We start from the raw sequence: 20,884 nt of genomic DNA, 5'->3' as shown, positions 1-20,884 counted from the left end.
CACATCGAATCCATGTACATAAAGATTCGATGTGGCTTTTTTTGCAGAATAACAGACATCTCAGAGTCAACACACATATGAAGGAGGGCACAACTGTGACTACACCTGATCGTACACGCGTCACCGTGGAAATCTACGGGACTTCTTATAAGCTGGTAGGCAGCAGTGCCGACTATATGAAAAAGGTTGCCACTTATGTCGATGAGCGGATGAATCTCATTTCCAAGAGCCATTCACGGCTGGATACGCCAAAGCTGGCTGTATTGGCTGCCGTACATATGGCCGAGGAAGCCATTCAGATGCAGGATATTCGCAATGAGGTCAAAATGTTGACCGGCGAGAGAAGCGAGCTGCGTAGTGAGCTGGCTCTGCTTCAGGCTGCACGTACAGAGCAGCAGGAGCTGCATGTGAAGCTTCAGGAAGAACATCGGGCGGGGATGAAGGAGAAGGAAGAGCTCCGCAAGCAGTGGGAAACGGAGAAGGCGGGTCTTTTGAAACAGTTTGAAGATACGAAGACTTCGCTCACAGCCGAACTGCAGAAAACCCGGACGTCTTTGGGGAAAGAACTCGAGGATACCCGCGCTGCATTGAAAAAAGAAACGGAAATGAAGGATTCGCTGCAGCGTAAGGAGAAACAGGCTGCCGAGCAGCTTCAACGGGACAAGCAATCGCTAGAGGCGCAGCAAAAATCAACCGTGCAGGAGCTTGAACGAAGTCATGCAGCTGCGCTTCAGTCGGCGCAGCAGAAGCATCAGGAGCTCTTGAAGAGCACGGAAGCGAAACATCAGAGCGTACTCAAAGAATCGCAACAGAAGTATGAGACTTCCTTGCAGGAATCGGAGAAGAAGCATCAGGCAGCTGTTGAAGGATTGAGCAAACAGTTGGATGAGCTCCGCGGAGGAAGCTCTCAGCTGCAAGGCAAGCTCCGGAGTTTGCAAGAGGAGCTGCAGCAGGCGAAGAATGCATATGCGAAGCTCCAGGAGCAACATCAGGCCGCGCTGAAGAAAGAGGAGGTCTCTCAGACCGAGTTGAAAACCCTGAGAGAACAGCAGGTGCGGCTGAACGGACAAGTGAACCGCTTGAAGGAAGAGGCTGCCCTTTCGGAAGAGGAACAGCGCCGGATGCAGAAGCTGCTTGAGGAATATAGCACATCCTCCAGCAAGCAGAAGGAAGAGGTCGAGAAGCTGACGGCTGAAGCGGCTGACTGGCGCAGTCAGGTGGATAAGCAGAAGGAAGAGATCGGCGAGCTGGAGCTTCGCGTCCTGGAAGCAGGAGAACAGAACGATACGCTTGAAGCTGGCATGAAGTCCCTTCATGACGAGCTGAGTGCCCTGAAGGATCAGGCGGAAACAGAGTCGCTGAAGGCTGCAACTGCCGACGAAAAATCCGCAGAGCTGCAGCAAAGGCTTGAGGAACAGCAGCAGCTGATCGAATCGCAAAGCAAGAAGCTTGAGGACCTCGATGAAACGCTTCAGCTTCAGGAGCTTTCGATTGAAGAGCAGAGGGAGCTTCTCGTCGAGAAGGAAAAGCTGCTAAGAGAGCATGTGGCCGCACTCGAGTCGAAGGAGTCGACGATACAGCAGCTGAAGGATTCCTTGCAGGAAAAAGGGAATCGTCAACAGCAGTTGGAGCAGGCGCTGGGGGAGAAGGAAGCGGAATATCTCGAACTTCTGCAGACACTGGAAGTAAGCGAAGCGCAGTCATTGGAGCTGAAGCAGACGCTGGAAGCAAGCGAAGCACAGTCATTGGAGCTGAAGCAGACGCTGGAAGCAAGCGAAGCGCAAACTCTGGAGCTGAAGCAGACATTGGAAACGGGCGAAGCGCAATCATTGGAGCTGATTCAGACGCTGGAAGCAAGCGAAACGCAGTCATTGGAGCTGAAGCAGGCGCTGAAAACAAGCGAACAGCAGTCATTGGAGCTGAAGCAGGCGCTGGAAGCAAGCGAAACGCAGTCATTGGGGCTGAAGCAGGCGCTGGAAGCAAGCGAAACGCAGTCACTGGAGCTGAAGCAGGCGCTGGAAGCAAGCGAAGCGCAGTTAGTGGAGCTGAAGCAGGCGCTGGAAGCAAGCGAAGCGCAGTTACTGGAGCTGAAGCAGACACTGGAAGCAAGGGAAGCGCGATCTCAAGAACTGGAGCAGGATCTGGATGCTGCAGAAACACAGTATCTGGAGACACTGCAGTTAGCCGAACAGAAAGAAACCCAGCTCCTGAAACTGAAGCAGTCCATGGAAGAAAAAGAAGATCAGTACCGGAAGCTGCAGCGTCAGCATGGCGAAGTTCTGCAGCAGCATGAGGTAATGAAGGACCAATATGACCTCCATATGCTGGAGCATCAAGAGCTTCAGGAAGTCATCGTGAATAGCAACCGCAAATACGAACAGCTGGGCGAAGAGCTTGAGGAACGTGAATCGGCATATCAGGAGGCTAAACGTCAGCTCAAGGAAACCGAACAGAATCATGCGAATATGGACCGGCTCTATCAGGAACAAGTCAGACAATACGAGCATTTGAAAGAGCAGTACCACGGTCTGCAGAAGCAGCATGAGGAGCTTTTGCAGAAGGGAAGCGATATGAAGCGCCAGCAGGAGGACGCGGAACTCGAGTATCTGATGGTGCTGGAAGAGAAGGATCAGGCACTCCGGAAGCTTACAGAACTTGCACGGATGCTAGACGAAGCTGCGAGCAGAGAAAATGAGCAACGTGAACTGCTGCGAAGCAGTGAGTTGTCGATGCAGTCCTACCAGGAAAAGCTGGAGGAAATGATGGGCCGTCAACAGGACTGGAGCAGCAGGGAACTAGAGCTTCAGGAGGAGCTTGAGGAATGGAGACGCCAAATTGCTGCAGGAGAAGATCAGCTGGGCCAGCTGCAAAGCGAGAAGGAAAAAACGTCTGCGGAGCTGCGTGAGGTAGGCGAAAACTTTGAGCTGATGGCGAATCAATACCGCCTGCTTCAGGCGGAGCTTGAGATACAGCAGGAAAAGACCGATAGGCTCCAGGAAGAGCACAGTCAGCTGCAGGACGAATACTCCAAGCTTCAAACAGAATATAACGAATGGATTGAACTGATTGAGCAGGATCAAAGCTGATTGCTGCCTGCAGTACAGATTATAAAAATCCCCTCACAGACCTTTAAAAAGGAACATCATCGATCATTCCTTTTTACCGGAGCTGGAGGGGATTTGCTGTGCTGGTGCGAATAGAACTATTCGTCCACGACTACTTTGGCGATCATGGCCGTATGACCGGCACCGCAAAAAATGGAGCAGGTCATGTCGAAGGTTCCGGCTTTCTCAGGAGTCACGACTTTGGATTTATGCTTGCCGTCCAACTGCAGTTCCAGAGCGGGAATCAATACGCCATGGGTACCTTGTTCGTTTTCAAACGTGATTTTGACGGGAACACCCTTTTTAAGATGATATTCTTGTTTATCGAACGCATAGTTAGTCGCTTTGATGACCAGCTCCTCGCTGGGGGCAACACCTGTGTCGCTGACGCCGCTGCTTGCGGTCGAAGAGTCTTCCTTTTCTCCCCCACAAGCGGAAAGCACCAGGAGAAGCATGCAGGAAAGAACAAAAGCGAAGGTCGTTTTCAAATCGTGATCCTCCTCAAAACATTCATTGTTTGACAATACTAGTAGTCATCATACCCCAAAATTGGAATTCTGGAACATTCCTGTTTTGAATACTTAGTGAACTAAACGCACAACGTTAACCCAATCCAACCATAAACAGGCGCATTTTTCAAAATCTTTACAGATTAAAGGATGTATTTGTCTTTTTATTAAGATATAATTATAATCACACAGTTCATATTAAGATTGATAAATTTATTCTTTCCTAGAGTAGGGGATTGACTTTTCAATGGACAGGAAAAATATGATGTTGGAGGACCGGTGGCATCGCAAAATTTTGAATGCCTACTGGATCGTCATGCTGATGTTCCTCGCGGCTCAAGCCGTCTTTTTACTGTCGGGCGGAGTCCTTCCCAATACAGTAGGAATGGATAAGGACTCCTGGCTCAGACTGGCAGGCTTAAACGGACTTACCATGTTGATTTTGCTTAGCACCGAGGTATGGCTGAGATATGGTCCGAAACATCAGAAGAAAGCCATTGCGGGCTGCGGTTTTTTAGTGTCTTACATGTTTTACTTTATTATCGAACCGACAGCGGATGGAGCTCAGATGGCTCTGCTGCTTCCTGTTCTGATCTCCATTGTGTATTTTGACCGCAAGATGCTCTACGGCTTCGGCATATTTACGATTCTGGCGTATGGATTGATCTATTTCATGATGGAACAGCCTTGGTATCAAAAGCCCGTCCCAGAGTTTATCCAAGTTGAAAGTGTATTTATCGTTAGTCTGATCATCGGAAGCACTATTTTGGTTCGCGTTAAGGAATTCATCAGTTACCTGAACTCGGTTATGAAATCCGAGCAGCAGCTGCTCGTGGAGAAAACCATTTCGGACAAGCTTTTGAAAATGGATGCTCTGACGAGTCTTTATAATCATAAAACTTTTCATGAATATTTGGATGCATTGCTGGAGCATTCTGAAAAATATCATCTCCCGCTGCAGCTCGCTATTATTGATATTGATGGTTTCAAGAAGGTCAATGATACTTACGGGCATTGGGTTGGCGATCTTGTGCTAAAGCAGGTAGCCTCGACCATTACTTCCATTATGATGCCAAATGACTTTGCAGCGCGTTATGGCGGTGAGGAGTTCGCGGTTATTTTTGCGGACAAAACACTGGCGGAGGCACAGGCCATCACGGAAGAGCTTCGAAAAGGGATCTCTATTGTGGAACACTCGAATATGAAAGGCCGGGCGGTGACCGTAAGCATCGGGTTATGCGATTACCATCCCGGGGATGATAAAGAGTCTTTATTCCGAAAGGCGGACAGTGCTCTGTATCATGCAAAACGTACAGGAAAAAATAAAGTGGTGACGGCTTCTGACGCGATGTTTGCAGACTCGCTTGAAAGTAAGGTTGCTTCGATCTGATCCATAACGGGCTTAATGGAAACACCCCTGTTCCGTGGGAACAGGGGTGTTTGCTGCTGTAAGGATTATTTATGGTCTTTGGCTGCATTGAACGGAGTTACCGGAATGAACAGGTCGATGATCCCGATGACGAGGGCAGCGAGGACGGCACCTAAGATGGTGACGCTAACGCCTCCAACGATAAACTGGGCGATGTATATAACCAGCGCACTCACGATAAAGCCGACAATGCCTCGACCGAATGGAGATACTCTTTTGCCGAAGATTCCCTCCACAACCCAACCGAGCAAAGCAATGACCAGAGCCAACAGTAAAGCGCTCCAGAATCCGCCCACGGAGAATTGCGGAACGATCCAGCCGACAATCATAAGCACGATCGCGGAAACGATAAATCGTACAACATGCCCTAGAAAATGCATGCAATTGGCCTCCTTTTACGTAAAGATACGTTGAAATCATTCCACAATGCGTCGCTTCATTCATTATGCAATTTCTAATATTATGTCATAATGCGTCGGCTTTTATCATTTATGAAATGATTCTATATGCAAGGTTTATTGTATTCAGATCGTGAAATCTTATGTATCGGGTTTGAAGGTATTTAGCGGAATTGTTTCGCAAATGGCGAAGGCGCGGCGGTTTCGTATATAATAAAGGCAATGTATGAGAGGAGTAGTGAAATTCTTTGGACGATAAAATTTTGCACACACTGGAATACCGCAAGATTTTAAATAAATGTACCAGCTATGCCCAGACTTCCATGGGAAAACAAGTATCGGAAAACTTGAAACCGGATACGGATCTCGAATCCGTCAAACGGCGGCTTCAGGCGACAGATGAAGCGTATACGGTGGACCGCCTTAAGGGAACTCCTTCCTTCGGCGGTATTACCGACATATCAGGAGCACTGAAACGGGCAAAGATTGGCGGCACGCTAAGCCCTCATGAGCTGCTTGCGGTTAGCAATACAACGTATGGTTCGAGACGAATCAAACGTTTTATCACGCAGATGAATGAAGATGAACCGCTAAAGCTGCTGTCGGACATTAGCGAGAATATATCGGAGCAAAAAACACTCGAGGATGCCATCAAAGCTTGCATATCGGATGAGGCTGATGTGCTGGATTCGGCGAGCCCGGGTCTTGCCCAAATCCGTCGTGAACTGCGCGGCGGCGAAGTGCGGATTCGTGAGAAGCTGGATAACATGATCCGGTCCTCCTCGGTAGCCAAGATGCTGCAGGATCAACTTGTGACCATTCGGGGGGACCGGTTCGTCATTCCGGTAAAGGCAGAGTATCGTTCCTATTTCGGCGGCATTGTGCACGACCAATCCGGCTCCGGCGCAACCCTGTTCATCGAGCCCGAATCCATTGTGGCCATGAATAACAAGCTGCGCGAAACCCGGATGAAGGAAGAACGCGAAATTGAAATTATTTTGCAAAAGCTGACGGCATTGGTCGGAGATCAGGCTGACCTCTTACTGTTCGATCTGGATTTGGTAGGCCAGCTTGATTTTATTTTTGCCAAAGCCCGCTTGGCACACGTCATGAAAGCGACAATGCCAAAAATGAATGACCGCGGGTACTTAAAACTGCGCAAGGGGCGCCATCCTCTCATTGAATTGGACAAGGTTGTTCCGATCGACGTGGAGCTTGGCAACTCATATACTTCGATCATCGTGACGGGTCCGAATACCGGAGGTAAAACGGTAACGCTGAAGACAATTGGTCTTCTTAGTCTTATGGCGATGTCAGGATTGTTTGTACCGGCGGAAGAAGGAAGCCAGTTGTGTGTGTTTGATGCCATTTATGCGGATATCGGCGACGAGCAAAGCATTGAGCAGAGCCTCAGTACATTCTCCAGCCACATGACGAACATCATCCGGATTCTGAAAAACATGACGCCTAAAAGCCTTGTTCTTCTGGATGAGGTTGGAGCGGGTACGGATCCGGCCGAGGGATCGGCGCTGGCCATTTCCATATTGGAACATATTCATCAGACGGGCTGCCGCATGGTTGCCACGACTCACTACAGTGAATTGAAGGCCTATGCTTATGAACGAAAAGCAGTCATTAATGCCAGCATGGAGTTTGATGTCAACACATTGAGTCCAACCTACCGACTGCTCGTGGGAGTTCCGGGGCGAAGCAATGCGTTTGCCATTGCGGAGCGTTTGGGCCTGCCGAATAAAATTTTGGATTTTGCCCGCGGGGAAGTGAACGAGGAGGATCAGCGCGTTGAGCATATGATTGCCTCGCTCGAAGAAAATCGCTTGGGTGCCGAAGTGGAACGCGAGCAGGCAGAAAAGCTTCGTCAGGAAATGGAGGGGCTGCGCAGCAAGCATCAGCAGGAACTGGAGAAGCTCGAACAGCAGCGTGACCGCCTAATCGAAAAGGCACAGGCAGATGCGAAAGAGGTTATTGCCAAAGCCAGACGAGAAGCAGAGGAAATCATCAGCGACCTGAGGCAGCTGGCTAAAGAAGAAGGGGCTTCCGTCAAGGAGCATAAACTGATTGCCGCCCGCAGAATGCTGGATGAAGCTGAGCCGCAGCAGCGGAAGAAGTCACCGGCAAAAAGCAAGACCAAGACGCCTCGCAAGATTGAAGCGGGGGACGAGGTCATGGTTTACAGCCTGAACCAAAAAGGAAGCGTGGTCGAGCTCGCAGGCTCGAAGGAAGCGGTTGTGCAGCTTGGCATCATGAAGATGAAGGTCAGCCTGGATGATCTTGAGCTTGTGCAAACGCATGAAGCGGCAGCGAAACAAGCCCAGCGCCATGCGACGATCGTGAAACGAACCCGCGATGACAACATTCGGAGCGAGCTGGACCTCCGTGGTGCCAATCTGGAGGAAGCCCTGATTGAAGTGGATCGGTTCATTGACGAAGCGTTCCTTGGCAATTTGGGTCAGGTTTATCTAATCCATGGCAAGGGCACAGGCATACTTCGCAATGGTATTACAGAGTATCTGCGCAGGCATAAACATATTAAAAGCTTCCGTCTGGGCAACTATGGCGAAGGCGGCACAGGCGTAACCGTTGCAGAGCTGAAATAAGTTTATACCAGCATGCTCCAGGTTTAGAGCGAAGGAGGCGGGAATGTGAAGAATGGGGTAGATCATCTGCTCGCCCATCCGCTGGGAACATTAATTGGTTATTTCTCGGTGGCCATTTTGGGTTTGATCGTGTTTTTGTATCTGTTTGAGCTGGTCGCCAGGTATAACTGCTGGAACGAGATCAGCCGTGGCAATGTTGCGGCTTCTCTCGCCACCGGCGGGAAAATTTTTGCCATTTGCAATGTGCTGAGATACAGTATTGAGGGAAAAACCTCCATTTACGACACGATGAAATGGGCTTTTTTCGGGTTTGTTCTGCTGTTCGCCGCATATCTGTTATTTGAGTTCTTAACTCCGGTTTTTTCGGTTGATGAGGAGATCCGCAAGGATAACCGGGCGGTGGGGATCATTTCCCTGCTCATTTCCGTATCGCTGTCCTATGTGATCGGTGCCTGCATTTTTTAATTGCAGCGGATAAGGTTTTTTCTGGGAGGAAGACATGAAAAATCTGTCGAGAATTTTGTTTGTTGCGGCTGTGATCTTTTTTGCAGTCGGCATCATTTATTTAATGAAACATTGAGGAGATGAAAGGCAATGGATACGACCGTTTGCCCATGGTGCCAGACCGAGATTGTCTGGGATGAGGAAATTGGACCTGAGGAGAATTGCCCTTATTGCCAGAATGAGCTGAAAGGTTATCGGACCTTGAATGTTCAAATCGGCGATGAGGAAGAAGAGGACGTCGAAGAGAATGCGGATTGGGAAGAAGATGGCGAAGGAGAGGACGACACATCGTTCTGGGCGCAGGAAGATATGCAGCATCAGCTTCCTCCATCTATCCGCACCCTGGACAAGTTCGAAGAAAGCCATGACTTGATGAATTATGAGGAAAGCGTGGAAAAGATCCTGGATGAACAGGAAGAGGTTCCTGAATGTCCTAAATGCCGGGATTACATGATTCTTGCGGGAACCCAGGAAATCTCGGGAGAAGGCTTCGTTCCAACGCCTTTCAGCGCCCTTAAGGCTCCGGTTATTAAACCTCCTTTCCGTGTGAACATGTATATTTGTACGGGCTGTTTCCATGTGGAAACCAATTTGACGGAGGAAGACCGCTTGCGGATGGTCGATCATCTGAGCCGCGAGAAGTAGAACCTCTGATGGATGTATGCCATTGCTTTTCAAATGATATCCCTTTCTTTGGGGCATGTTAAGATCGAGCATGTCCGGCTATCCAAGGGGGGACTTATGAAAACGACGGCAAAATTGGATCGGCAATCCCGGCTTTTGCTGGCCGTTAATGGGTTGATCGTTCTGGCGGGAGCCTTGTCCGGCACCTTCTTGAATGTATATTTATGGAAAAGTAAGCAGGATTACGTCATGATCGGCTGGTTTACTGTAGCCCAGCAGGTAGCTGTAGGACTCACCTTTTGGCTGACTGGCAAATGGGTAAAAGAATATAACAAAATGAACGCCCTGCGGGCAGGCATTGTCCTGTCGGGGGTGTTTTATCTTCTCGTGCTATGGATCGGATCGGACGTCATACGCTGGATATGGCCGTTGGGTCTGCTGCTCGGGATATCGATCGGGCTATTCTGGCTCGCATTTAATGTCGTTTATTTCGAAGTAACAGACCGCGAGAACCGGGATTTGTTCAATGGCTGGGTTGGGCTGCTAGGTTCGATTACCGGCATTGTAGGCCCGTGGTTTTCGGGGCTCCTGATCAGTTGGTTGAAGGGTGACAAGGGATATCGGATCATATTCACGATCTCCTTGGGGATATACGCACTGGGGGTCGTGCTCAGTTTTTTCCTCAAAAAGAGGGAGAACGGCAGCGGATACCACTGGGCGGAACCAGTCACGCAGCTTCGGACCAAAGGCAGTCCATGGCGGCTGATGGCACCGGGATTGGCTGCGCAGGGGATACGTGAAGGGGTGTTCGCTTTTCTGGTTGGTTTGCTGGTATTCGTTGCGACCAAGCAGGAAGCAAGACTTGGGCAATTCTCGTTGATTACGTCCGCAATATCGCTGCTGACTTACTGGCTGGCAGGAAAATGGTACAAGCCTAAATTCAGAAGCCCGGGCATGCTTGTCGGAGCGCTGCTTCTGTGGATTGTAATCGTTCCGTTGCTCTGGAAAACGAGTTATGGAACGCTATTGATTCTTGGCATCGGATCTGCGGTATTCATGCCGCTGTATATATTGCCGATGATCTCATCAGGCTTTGACTTGATGGGAACCAGCAATGAAACGGTGGAAAAGAGGGTTGAGCTGGTCGTGCTGCGTGAGCTGAGCCTGATGGTCGGCCGACTGGTGGGAACCTTTATTTTCATTGTTGTTCTGATGCTGAGCAAGACGTCTTTAACCATTACGGTACTTATGCTGATTCTTGGCGCATCGCCGATTGCAAGCTGGGTTTTCGTACGAAAGCTGCTTCATGGAGGCAAATCGGCATAACTTGCCCTTGGAACTGCATCATAAACAAGAAAATTTTCGAGCCCTTGAGGTGACGCTGAGAACAGCGTCCCTTGGGGGCTTTTTGTGTTTCTAATGGATGACGCTGCCGTGGCAAGTGGCTGTTCACCGGTGAGATTTAAGGATGATGTAAGGTTCGCATTAAAATGCTGTAAGGTACGGAGGTTATGATTACTTTTGTGTTCGTAAAACTACAAGATATTTAAGGAGATTTCCAATGAAAACCATTCTGCAAGCAATCAATGTGAACAAGACCTTTGGCACGAAAGGAAACATATATACGGCATTGCAGCATATCAACCTCAGTATCGAGGAGGGCGAGTTCGTCGGGATCATGGGTCCGTCCGGAGCGGGAAAGTCCACGCTGCTGAACATTTTTTCGACCATCGATACGCCGACCTCCGGCGAAATCACCATTGACGGACAGAACATCGTAACGATGAATGAAGAGAAGCTGTCCGATTTCCGCCGGAATAAGCTCGGGTTTATTTTTCAGGATTATAATCTGCTGGATACATTGACGGTTAAGGAAAATATTCTGCTTCCGCTTGCTCTATCCAAAGTGCCGGCTGCGGAAATAGAAGTTCGGGTTAATGAAATTGCCGATATGTTCGGCATTCGTCCGATCCTGGATAAATACCCGTACCATATTTCGGGAGGACAAAAGCAGCGTGCTGCTGCTTCAAGAGCGATTGTGGCGAACCCCAGCCTGATTCTGGCGGACGAGCCTACAGGTGCGCTGGATTCGAAATCGGCAACCAGCCTGCTGGAGAGCTTAAGCACGCTGAATGAGTCGAATCGTTCCACGATCATGATGGTGACACATGACGCCTATGCCGCAAGCTACTGCAAACGCGTGATTTTTATCAATGACGGCCAGCTGTTCAAAGAATTGCATAAACAGGATTTGACGCGCAAGGAATTTTTCCAGCAAATCCTTGAGGTGCTGTCTTCACTCGGAGGTGGGCATCATGACGCTGTTTAGCATCGCGGGGAAAAATATCCGCAAGAATTTCACCAACTACTTTCTGTATTTTGCATCGATGATTTTTAGTATCGTCATCTATTTTACCTTTGTGTCGTTGAAATACGACAACTCCATTCAGTCGGCATCGGATAGCTCACCCAAAATCAGTTCTGCTTTTAGCGGTGCGGCTGTGGTGCTTATCATTTTCGTCGCGATATTCATCTGGTACTCCAATTCGTTCTTTACGCGCAAGCGTAAGAAGGAGGTTGGACTTTACTCTCTGCTCGGTGTACGCAAAAAACAGATCGGGCGCATGTTGTTTTACGAAAACTTCCTGATGGGAGTTTTGGCGCTAATCGTGGGGATTGCGCTTGGTTCCGTGCTAAGCCGCTTTTTCGTCATGATTCTGATGAAGGCAATGGGCTATGATGCCATAACCAACTTCTCTATTTCCTTGGCAGCAATCGTGAACACTTTTATCGTATTTATGATCATTACGCTCATTACTTCGTTTCAAGGCTACCGGCTGATTTACAGGTTCAAATTAATCGAGCTGTTTCATGCGGATCAACTGCGTGAGAAGGAGCCGAAGGCATCCTGGCTGATAGCGCTGCTGTCCTTGGTCCTGGTAGGTATCGGTTACTGGCTTGCATTGCAAAATCTTGCGAATTCGAAGGCTTGGGCGACGCTTGGTTTAATGGTAACTCCGCTTGTGATTCTGGTAACGGTCATTCTGGGAACGTATCTATTGTTCAATACTTTAACGGTCACGATGCTGAAGTTATCCAGAAGAAACAAGAAACGTTATTGGAAAGGCCTGAACATCATCGGGACCTCCCAGCTATTGTACCGGATCAAAGGAAACGCACGTACGTTGACGATCATTGCTGTACTGAGCGCTACGACGTTAACGGCTGTCGGGACGGCCTACAGCTTGTATTATAGCAACCGCAGCTCGGTCTCTCTGGTTAACCCGAACAGTCTGATGTTCATCAGTACAAACAGCAAAATCACCAGCCAGGCAGATACAATCATACAGCATTCCAAGGAGCACGACGTTCTGTATCATACCACTCTAGAGCTGCTTGAGATGGATGCGGACACATCCGGGCTGGATCAAATCAGTCAGTCAGATGAGCAAACCTTCACGTTGCTGTCTAATCGGGATTTCAATCGTTTGGCGAAGCAGCAGGGGCGGGGCGAGGCTTTGAGCCTTCATGCGGATGAAGCCGCTGCACTGGACCCCATATACATCAAGGGGATGTCTCCGGAGTACGTTGGCTCTTCAATTACGCTCAGCGGAAATGGAGATCAAGAAAAAATTACTTTTAAGGATTTGAAGAAATACAGCGTTTTGAACCAAGGAACGGTGTATTCCACCATTGTGGTCAGCGATGACCTGTTTGCGAAGCTGGAGAGCAAAGCCAAAACAATGACCCTGGAGGCTTACGGCATCACGCATCAGGACAAAGCCCAATCATTGACGAAGGAACTGGAAGGTATTTTACCCGAAAAGGCCGGGTTTTCGAGCTTTTACCGGGACTATGCCAGCGGCATGGAATCATCCGGTTTGTTGATCTTCATGGGAGGATTCCTTGGACTGGTCTTCCTGGCGGCGACAGGCAGCATCATATACTTCAAACAGCTAACTGAAGCAAATTCGGATAAAGCGCGGTATCTGATTTTGTATAAAATCGGCGTGAAAAAAAGAGAAATCCGCAAGACGGTAGCCAAGCAAGTCATGTTCATCTTTGCACTGCCGCTGATTGCCGGCATCGCCCATTGTGCGGTCGCTCTGTCGGCATTATCGAGATTGATGCAAACGAGCCTCGTTATTCCGGTGGTCATTTGTATGGGGATCTACACTTGCATTTACCTGATCTACTATTTCGTGACCGTGAACGCGTACTACAAGATCGTAACGAATGTGAAGTAAATCATCAGCAAAGGAGAAAAACGATGAAAAAAGGACTTGTCATAGGATCAGTCATCTTGGTTGTGCTCATCGGATTCGTCGTGTTCATTCAAAACGTGAACCTGAATCGGCTAGGCACGGATCAATATTACGTGCAAATCCAGGACGGAAAGAGAATGGAAGAAAAATCGAACGATGGCAAGAAGTTTGTCTACTACGAGTACACCCTGGATGGCTTCGATAAAAATGGGCAGGAAAAGAGTGTGACCTTCACAGCAAGCAAGGAACTGCGCAAGGAAGCGTATCTGAGCGTTTATATGAAGGGGGATAAAGCGGGCTCGTACCAAGAGGTGCAGGAAAACGAGCTGCCGGGCCCGGCGAAGCAAAAGCTGGAGAGATTAGGGAAGAAGTAAAGAGAGAGCCCGGGCTTAAGCCAAATTGCCATCGACTTTATGTAATACTCAGAGGATTGAACGGAATTATCACGCCATCATCCCTACCTGAAATACTCAGCGGAAAGGCCGGAATTATTCTGCAGAAGCGAAGCGTTCGCCTTTGTCACCGGATTTCTCCCCTAAAGGGGCAGGATCAGGAAATCTGGTGACAACAGCGATCGTAAGAATAATCCGGAATTGGAGCGATACAGGAATTAAAGATGAAACACAGGGGTGACGCCATCGTCCCTACCTGTAATACTCAACGGAAAGGCCGGAATTGGAGCGGACACAGCTCGGTTCATTCAATCGTATATTTCGAAATGGTAACGGACATAAGCAGCACATTCATTAGATCAAAGGGAGAGAATCCAATGAACAAACATACCTTCACCTCTATATCCAAAAAAGCTATGACGTACTCGCTGGCCTTCACGCTGGCTGCATGCCCGATCGTCAGCGCAGGCCATGCCTTCGCAGCGCCTGCGGCCGTTGCTGAGCAGTCAATCGATGTTGCAGAGGCACATACAGCTATACAGTATAAAATCAATGCGCGGCTTGATGAGAAAAACATGCATATCAGGGGCAGCGAAACGGTTACTTATCGTAACACTTCTAGTGATACGCTGAAGGAATTGGTGTTCCACACCTTTGCCGATGCCAACCGTTCGAAGTCAACGCAGGCCAGCATGTTCCAGAGTACCAACGCAGAAATCCTGAAGAACAACCCAAGCCTCAAACCGGATGTTTTTCTGGGTGGCATTGACATTAAGGACGTCAAGACGGATGGGAAAGCCCTGACTTTTGACAATACCAATCAAGCTTTGACCGTTCAGCTTACGCAAGAACTGAAGCCTGGCGAAGCAGTCACGCTCCAAGTGGATTTCGATGTGAAGATCCCGTATGGCTCCGAACGCTTGTCTTATTATAAAGACATCATCAATGGCGCTCACTGGTTTCCGGTCATGTCCGTGTATGACGAAATCAAGCATGAATGGGACAAAACGCCGTACAGCACCACCTTTGAGACCGACTATTACACCTCTTCGGACTTCGAGGTTCAATTCAATGTACCTGACACGTACCAGATGTTGATGCCTGGAAGCATCACGACTCAGGAAGCCAAGGAAAACGGCCGCAAAATCGTATCTGCCGTGGCGAACAACACGCGGGAATTCGTCTTTTTCGCGAGTCCGAACTACAAAGTCGACAGCGTGACCCGAGATGGCTTGACCGTCGAATACTATTATTTTGACAACATGCCGAACAAGAAAAAGATTGTGGGCGAATACGTGGACCAAGCCTTTAAGGCGATCCAGTTCTTTAATGAAAAATATGGGAAATATCCATATCCCGAATTTCGCATCGCCGAGTCGTACGTGGAGGGAGTAGCGGTCGAATTTGCACGCGTGATTCAAATGGGGATGATTGGTAATAACGCAGATCCGGTGCATGATTCCGTATTCGTGCACGAGATCGCGCACCAATGGTTCCATGCCCTGATCGGCAACAACTCGGAACAGGAATCGTTTCTGGACGAAGGCTTTGCCGATTTCTCCAAAATCTATTTCTCTGAGAAACAAGGCGATATGCTGAACGGATTCAAAGCGCTTCAATTCGATGATTCTTCCTATGATTCACCCATTGCTTCAAATAATCAAGAGGTAGGAGACGATGCCAGTCCGGTCTTCTATGAAAAGGGCCGCCAAGCCATTTACCAACTGTACCGTCAGGTTGGTGAGGAGAAATTCGATGCGTTCATGAGAGAATATTTCAACAGATATGCGTTTAAAAATGCTACAATCGACGGACTGCTGCAGACCATTGAAGATACGCTGGGGAAAGAGGCACGCAATGAAATGGACAACTCGCTGCATCAGCCGAATTTTGTCCTGAAGCCGGAATACCGCCTGAGCGAGCAGGAAACAGCCGCTTATTTTCATGAACTATTCAAAGAGACATACCGTTCTTCCCTCGCACAGATCCCGGAACTTCCGTTCGAGACGATGAGCCGGATCGAGGAAAAAGCTCTCCAGGGCGAACCGCTTACTGTAGTACTGAGCGATCAGGCAGGGACTAAGGCGAAAAAGCAGCAGGAATTAATCCTGAATCAGCTGAAAAGAACGTTTGAGATTGCGGGCATTAAGCCTGTCATCATTACGGAGCGTCAGGTATTGAAGCAGAAAATGGAAAAGGAAATCGGAGGCAGCAATCTGATCGTGATCGGCAGCGCTCAAACGAATGGACTGATCCAAGCGCTGAAACCTGGCATCATTCAAAGATCCAAGGATATAGGTTTCGATTGGAAGAGTATGATGAATACCAAAAACACAGCGGGCGCTTATATCATCAAGCATCCATTTAATCATAACCGATTATTGCTCCATTTCTACTGGAACGGGGATACGCTTGCAGATGGAACGGTTGAACCGTTTGGGAAGCAAGTACTGAATGCGCTCAGCTTTACCACTGATTTTTATCAATATTATGTAATGGACAAGACTGGAAAAGTGATTGTTGACCAGAAGACGGCTAACCCAATGTCCAAATTTTTCGTGGATTAGTAAACAATCAGGGCTCGTGATACGATAATAGTTTGCATAGTAATTTCGAGGGTGGGGAAGCTGAGTACAGTTTAGCCTGCTTGGGTTTAGACGGCTGAACACGAGCCCACCCATGGTAAGGAGGTTGAAAAGATCTTGTCGTTCAATCAAAAGGTTCTCATCGTGGATGATGAAGCTGATATCGTGAGGCTTCTTCAGACCGTGCTGATCAAGGAAGGCATCGAGGGGGTATATACGGCTGGCACGGCGGAGCAAGCATGGACCGAATTCCAGCAGCGGCAGCCCGATATTGTCATTCTCGATATCATGCTACCGGATGGTGAGGGATATGATGTCTGCAAGAAGATACGAAGTGTCTCTAACGTTCCGATTTTCTTTTTGTCCGCTAAGGCGGAAGAGATCGATAAAATCCTGGGTTTCGCCATCGGCGGGGATGATTATATCACGAAACCATTCAGTCCGAAGGAAGTGGCTTACCGGATCAAAGCTCGCTTCAGAAGAGCCGATAATCCCCGGGAAGGTGAGAAACAAGAGCTGCATATTTTAAGAGCAGGCCCTTTCGAGCTGGACGAGCAAAAAGTTGAATTAAAGAAGAACGGCAGCAGCATTGAACTTAAACCGAAGGAACTTGGCCTACTCACGCATTTTATGAGGCATCCCAATCAGATCATCAGCAAAGAGAGCCTGTATGATCATGTATGGGGCGAGGAATTCTTCGGGTTTGATAATACGGTGATGGTTCATATCCGGAGGCTTCGGGAAAAGATCGAAGCAGATCCATCGAGTCCAAGATATCTGGTTACGGTGAAAGGACTGGGATATAAGCTTGTTGTAGAGGATGATTAATCCATGAAATGGAGACTGACCGGCAGTTATTTGATATCCGTTGTCCTTATCGTCGTGATCGTCATCATCATGAATATTTTCGTCGTGATCGGCCTGTATACCATGCAAATGGTATACAAGGACTTCCCGCTGCCCAGCGAAAAAACATCAGCGGAGTCCATCGCCCGCTCCTTGGGCCAAAACATCGTCGTATCTCCTGCAGGCATATCGGTTAACGATCAGGGGAAGAACGAACTCCAGCGGAATCAGGCTTGGGTTCAAGTGCTCGATGAAGACGGCAACGAGGTATATGGTTACCGGGTTCCGAAAGGAGCAAAGACCAAATATACGCCCGTGGATATCGTCCAAAGTTATAAGTACAAGGATAAGGATGTATTTTCGACGGTTTTTTTCGGAGAAAAGCTGGGAAGGGATCACCGTTACAGTTATTTGGTAGGATTTGAAAGCAGGTATTTGGAGCGGCAGGTGTTTACCTTTGATCTGCGGGTTCTCGCACAGATTCTCAAGATCGGAAGTCTGGTCCTGATCATCGTCGACGGATTCATTGCGCTGTGCATCGCCTACTTGTTCAGCAGAAAGCTGACCCGCCCGCTGCATGTGCTGATTGACGGGATCAAGCGGCTGGCTCATAAAAACTATCAGGTACGGTACGAGCCTAAAGGGATCTACAAGGAAGTGTTTTATAACGTCAATGTATTGTCCCAGGAGCTGAAAGCAAGCGAGTCTGAAAGAAAAAAGCTCGATCGAATGAAAGAAGAGTGGATCGGCAATATTTCGCATGACATCAAAACGCCGCTTGCTTCGATCCAGGGGTATGCGGAAATGATGAAGGACAAGGATTATCAGTTTTCCGTGGATGAAATGAGAGACTACGCGGAAATTATCGAACGCAAATCGTTGTATCTCAAAGCCGTGATTGAGGACTTGAACCTGTCTACCCGTCTGAAAAATAAAGAATTGACGCTTAATGCAAAAAACGTAAATATCGTGAGTCTGGTCCGGAACGCGGTCATCGACACGTTGAATGATGCCAGATACGCCAAACGGAACATTGAATTCCAATGTCATGAGGAGACCATCAAAATGGATGTGGATGAGATCTTGCTTCGCCGAGCGATCAGCAATTTGCTGTATAACGCGATCGTCCACAATGATGAAGCGGTGGTCATTCAGGTCTATGTGGAGAAAAAAGGGGCAACGGCCTCCATTTGCGTTGAAGACAATGGAAAAGGGATTCGGAAGGAAGAGCTTGAGCGGATTTTCGACCGTTACTACCGCGGTACGAATACGGGTGAACTTCATAAGGGATCAGGCCTTGGGATGGCTATCACTCATGACATCGTGAAAGCGCATGGCGGAGAGATAAACGTATCGAGCAAGCTTCATCAAGGAACGACCTTTGAAATTCGGTTGCCAATCACTAAAAAAAGCAATGTCAGCGAATGACATTGCTTTTTTGGGTGCTTATATCAAGGCCATCGGCTCGGGAGGCGAGGGCTTGCTGGTTCGTTGCAAGGAGAACATCTCTAGCTCCGGACGTTCTTTTCCTGTCAGCACATCGCCTAGCAGATCCGCCGCGATCATGCAGTACACCGTACCATTTCCGCCATAGGCTTCGATAAAATAACTGTTCGGATAATCCGGGTGCGTGCCGATCATGGGCAGCCCGTCATGCGTCGAACCGAAAATGGAGGCCCAGGCGTAATCGGCTTTCAGTCCGGTATAGTTCGGGAACAGTTTCCTCACCTCGTCCAGCAGCACTTCGCTTTTATGCATCGCGCGACCATCCCGTTCCTCGGGCTTCGGCGGATGCTCGTCAAGTCCACCCACAACGATCCGGTTATCCGGAGTTGTGCGCATATACAGATACGGTCTGGCGGTTTCCCAGATCATGCAGCGCTCGTGCCAATCCGAGAGATCTTCTACAGGGTTGGTAAGCACGGCATAGGATACCTTGAGCACGGCATTCCTGTCTCTTTTCACTTCCTGAGTTTCATAGCCCATGGTGAATATGACCTTTTTAGCTCGGATCTTAGAGTTCTTGGTATGGCATGTCACACCATTTTCATCATAATCAAAGTGAATGGCTTCCGTGTGCTCGAATATATGTGCGCCGTGCCGGGAAGCTGCTTCGACCAATGCATGCACCATGCGGAACGGATTAACCTCGGCATCTCCATGGGTATAGAGCGCGGCAGGCTTGGAAAATGGCAACCGCTGCTCGATTTTGGCCTGATCCCAGTATTCAACGTTAAATCCGTATTTTCGAAAATTCTCGTATTCCTCCTGCAGCATCGCGACATCATCTTCATGGCTGGCATAGTACAGGCTGCTCCGGGGAACCAGGTGAGGGTCTGTATATAAACGACCACCTGTATCGATCAGCTTTTGCATGGCGCGTTCACAGAGTTTATAAAAAGCAACACCGGTATCTTCACCAAAAGTGTTGATGATCGATGTGAGTGTCTTGTCATTCGAAAATTGCAGCAGACCGGTGTTGGCCGAGGAGCTTCCGCCGCCAATCCTTCTCTTATCGATCGTGATGGTATTCAATTTCCGTTTTGTCAGCTCATAGGTCAAGATCGCGCCGCTCATGCCGCCGCCAACGACAAGAACATCGCAGTCCAGATCTTGATCCAGCGAGGGATATTCGGGAATGTGTTGAAGCGTATGAGGCCAAGCCAGATTTCCACTGTTCAAGATCATCGTGTTCGCTCCTTTTCATTAATACGATTTCAGTATTTGCTAAATATAAGCCGTTTATCGATCAGCACATAGAAAAAAAAGCCCGGGATATAATATGCATGAGTAAAACATCCCCAGAGGAGGCAACAACATATGCAATCTGGTCAAATGCAGGCCATTACGGGCAAAGAGCTCGAGTATATTGTCGATTCGATTTCCAATGAAGATTTATTGATCAAACAGTGTGCCGCAACGGCCGCAACGAGCCAAAATGCAACGATCCAACAGGCATGCCAGCAGTATATCCGTTCCATGGACCATCATTTGGAGATGTTGATCCAGGCTTTACAGCAGCACCAGTCATTAGCTCCTAACCAGCCTCAACAATAATTCCATTACGGGAGGTAAACCGAATCATGTATTATCAAAACCAAAGTCAAAACAACTCTGCATTCATGCAGGATGAGGACCTGCTCTATACCATCCTCGCGGATTTGAAAAGAACGGTAAGAGAATACACGACGGCGACGACCGAATCTTCTTGTCCGACGGTACGCCAGATGTTTACGCAGCTGACCAACGACACCCTTCGTATGCAAGGAGAGCTGTATAATCTGATGAAGCAGATGAATATGTACTCTACTTCCTCCAAAGCGCTCCGTCAGGACGTGGACAAACAGATTCAGGATTCGCGCAATACGCAGCAAAAGACGCGCCAGTTCGTTCAGCAAAAAACAGGCGGCATGGGGCAGTATGCACAGTCTCCGAATGTCCCGCTGCATCAGCCGAATATTCATAATCCGTATTACATGTAACCTGCTTTCCTTCCCGTTAACCGGAGGGAGCGGACTATAATATATGTAACCCGCGGGATGCTGCGGTGAAGCATGGCACATTTTTACCGTCTCTAATTCGGCCCACGCCGCAGAGACGGTTTTTCTTTGCA

Annotated in this window: 17 protein-coding genes; 14 read left to right on the top strand and 3 right to left on the bottom strand. The window is 48.6% G+C overall.

The window, feature by feature from the left end; all coding sequences use genetic code 11:
- The first annotated feature begins 95 nt into the window (after positions 1-95).
- Positions 96-3,086 (top strand): cell division protein ZapA, encoded by a 2,991-nt coding sequence (gene zapA / locus GRF59_RS11145; protein ID WP_160497625.1) that lies wholly within the window; start codon positions 96-98, stop codon positions 3,084-3,086.
- A 116-nt stretch (positions 3,087-3,202) separates the two neighbouring features.
- On the opposite strand, the gene GRF59_RS11140 is transcribed toward zapA, so the two are convergent.
- On the bottom strand, positions 3,203-3,592 hold the full coding sequence (locus tag GRF59_RS11140) for a cupredoxin domain-containing protein (protein ID WP_160497624.1): 390 nt from the start codon (positions 3,590-3,592) through the stop codon (positions 3,203-3,205).
- Positions 3,593-3,860: 268 nt separating this feature from the next.
- On the opposite strand from GRF59_RS11140, the gene GRF59_RS11135 reads away from it, so the two are divergent.
- Complete coding sequence (locus GRF59_RS11135; RefSeq protein ID WP_160497623.1) at positions 3,861-5,003, top strand: GGDEF domain-containing protein; 1,143 nt, start codon at positions 3,861-3,863, stop codon at positions 5,001-5,003.
- 65 nt (positions 5,004-5,068) lie between these two features.
- On the opposite strand, the gene GRF59_RS11130 is transcribed toward GRF59_RS11135, so the two are convergent.
- Positions 5,069-5,422, bottom strand: a complete 354-nt coding sequence (locus GRF59_RS11130; RefSeq protein WP_160497622.1) for a phage holin family protein — start codon at positions 5,420-5,422, stop codon at positions 5,069-5,071.
- Positions 5,423-5,688: 266 nt separating this feature from the next.
- On the opposite strand from GRF59_RS11130, the gene GRF59_RS11125 reads away from it, so the two are divergent.
- The 10 genes from GRF59_RS11125 to GRF59_RS11080 all read left to right on the top strand — a co-directional run bounded on the left by GRF59_RS11125 (position 5,689) and on the right by GRF59_RS11080 (position 18,699).
- Entirely contained in the window at positions 5,689-8,055 is a 2,367-nt protein-coding gene (locus GRF59_RS11125; protein ID WP_160497621.1) for an endonuclease MutS2, read from the top strand.
- Between the two features lie 45 nt (positions 8,056-8,100).
- Complete coding sequence (locus GRF59_RS11120; protein ID WP_160497620.1) at positions 8,101-8,520, top strand: DUF350 domain-containing protein; 420 nt, start codon at positions 8,101-8,103, stop codon at positions 8,518-8,520.
- Positions 8,521-8,649: 129 nt separating this feature from the next.
- The gene (locus GRF59_RS11115) at positions 8,650-9,204 is read left to right on the top strand and encodes a hypothetical protein (protein WP_160497619.1); all 555 of its coding nucleotides are present in this window, start codon (positions 8,650-8,652) and stop codon (positions 9,202-9,204) included.
- Between the two features lie 96 nt (positions 9,205-9,300).
- On the top strand, positions 9,301-10,509 hold the full coding sequence (locus GRF59_RS11110) for an MFS transporter (RefSeq protein WP_160497618.1): 1,209 nt from the start codon (positions 9,301-9,303) through the stop codon (positions 10,507-10,509).
- A gap of 235 nt (positions 10,510-10,744) precedes the next feature.
- Positions 10,745-11,512 (top strand): ABC transporter ATP-binding protein, encoded by a 768-nt coding sequence (locus GRF59_RS11105; protein WP_160497617.1) that lies wholly within the window; start codon positions 10,745-10,747, stop codon positions 11,510-11,512.
- Entirely contained in the window at positions 11,499-13,430 is a 1,932-nt protein-coding gene (locus GRF59_RS11100; protein ID WP_160497616.1) for an FtsX-like permease family protein, read from the top strand. Before GRF59_RS11105 ends, GRF59_RS11100 begins: the two co-directional genes overlap by 14 nt.
- Positions 13,431-13,453: 23 nt before the next feature.
- Positions 13,454-13,822 (top strand): YxeA family protein, encoded by a 369-nt coding sequence (locus GRF59_RS11095; protein WP_160497615.1) that lies wholly within the window; start codon positions 13,454-13,456, stop codon positions 13,820-13,822.
- 395 nt (positions 13,823-14,217) lie between these two features.
- Positions 14,218-16,407, top strand: coding sequence for a M1 family metallopeptidase (locus GRF59_RS11090; protein ID WP_160497614.1), 2,190 nt, complete (start codon positions 14,218-14,220; stop codon positions 16,405-16,407).
- Positions 16,408-16,542: 135 nt separating this feature from the next.
- A complete protein-coding gene (locus tag GRF59_RS11085) occupies positions 16,543-17,253 on the top strand; it encodes a response regulator transcription factor (protein WP_160497613.1) in 711 nt (236 codons plus the stop codon).
- A gap of 3 nt (positions 17,254-17,256) precedes the next feature.
- Positions 17,257-18,699, top strand: a complete 1,443-nt coding sequence (locus GRF59_RS11080) for a sensor histidine kinase (protein WP_160497612.1) — start codon at positions 17,257-17,259, stop codon at positions 18,697-18,699.
- An 18-nt stretch (positions 18,700-18,717) separates the two neighbouring features.
- Here GRF59_RS11080 and GRF59_RS11075 read toward each other — a convergent pair whose 3' ends face one another.
- A complete protein-coding gene (locus GRF59_RS11075; protein ID WP_160497611.1) occupies positions 18,718-19,959 on the bottom strand; it encodes an NAD(P)/FAD-dependent oxidoreductase in 1,242 nt (413 codons plus the stop codon).
- A gap of 132 nt (positions 19,960-20,091) precedes the next feature.
- Here GRF59_RS11075 and GRF59_RS11070 point away from each other — a divergent pair, with 132 nt between their 5' ends.
- Complete coding sequence (locus GRF59_RS11070) at positions 20,092-20,328, top strand: hypothetical protein (RefSeq protein ID WP_160497610.1); 237 nt, start codon at positions 20,092-20,094, stop codon at positions 20,326-20,328.
- Between the two features lie 26 nt (positions 20,329-20,354).
- Positions 20,355-20,753: a spore coat protein gene (locus tag GRF59_RS11065; RefSeq protein WP_160497609.1), complete on the top strand. Its 399-nt coding sequence runs from the start codon at positions 20,355-20,357 to the stop codon at positions 20,751-20,753.
- The last annotated feature ends 131 nt before the right edge of the window (positions 20,754-20,884 follow it).

The organism is Paenibacillus dendrobii (genome assembly GCF_009807035.1).
Lineage (GTDB): Bacteria > Bacillota > Bacilli > Paenibacillales > Paenibacillaceae > Paenibacillus_AQ > Paenibacillus_AQ dendrobii.
This window is presented reverse-complemented; position numbering and strand designations above follow the sequence as displayed.

Bases quoted from the DNA above. Each gene is read 5' to 3' on its own strand.
- GRF59_RS11135 (WP_160497623.1), top strand. From the start codon at position 3,861: ATGGACAGGAAAAATATGATGTTGGAGGACCGGTGGCATCGCAAAATT.
- GRF59_RS11130 (WP_160497622.1), bottom strand. From the start codon at position 5,422: ATGCATTTTCTAGGGCATGTTGTACGATTTATCGTTTCCGCGATCGTG.
- GRF59_RS11115 (WP_160497619.1), top strand. From the start codon at position 8,650: ATGGATACGACCGTTTGCCCATGGTGCCAGACCGAGATTGTCTGGGAT.
- GRF59_RS11110 (WP_160497618.1), top strand. From the start codon at position 9,301: ATGAAAACGACGGCAAAATTGGATCGGCAATCCCGGCTTTTGCTGGCC.
- GRF59_RS11105 (WP_160497617.1), top strand. From the start codon at position 10,745: ATGAAAACCATTCTGCAAGCAATCAATGTGAACAAGACCTTTGGCACG.
- GRF59_RS11100 (WP_160497616.1), top strand. From the start codon at position 11,499: ATGACGCTGTTTAGCATCGCGGGGAAAAATATCCGCAAGAATTTCACC.
- GRF59_RS11095 (WP_160497615.1), top strand. From the start codon at position 13,454: ATGAAAAAAGGACTTGTCATAGGATCAGTCATCTTGGTTGTGCTCATC.
- GRF59_RS11090 (WP_160497614.1), top strand. From the start codon at position 14,218: ATGAACAAACATACCTTCACCTCTATATCCAAAAAAGCTATGACGTAC.
- GRF59_RS11080 (WP_160497612.1), top strand. From the start codon at position 17,257: ATGAAATGGAGACTGACCGGCAGTTATTTGATATCCGTTGTCCTTATC.
- GRF59_RS11075 (WP_160497611.1), bottom strand. From the start codon at position 19,959: ATGATCTTGAACAGTGGAAATCTGGCTTGGCCTCATACGCTTCAACAC.
- GRF59_RS11070 (WP_160497610.1), top strand. From the start codon at position 20,092: ATGCAATCTGGTCAAATGCAGGCCATTACGGGCAAAGAGCTCGAGTAT.
- GRF59_RS11065 (WP_160497609.1), top strand. From the start codon at position 20,355: ATGTATTATCAAAACCAAAGTCAAAACAACTCTGCATTCATGCAGGAT.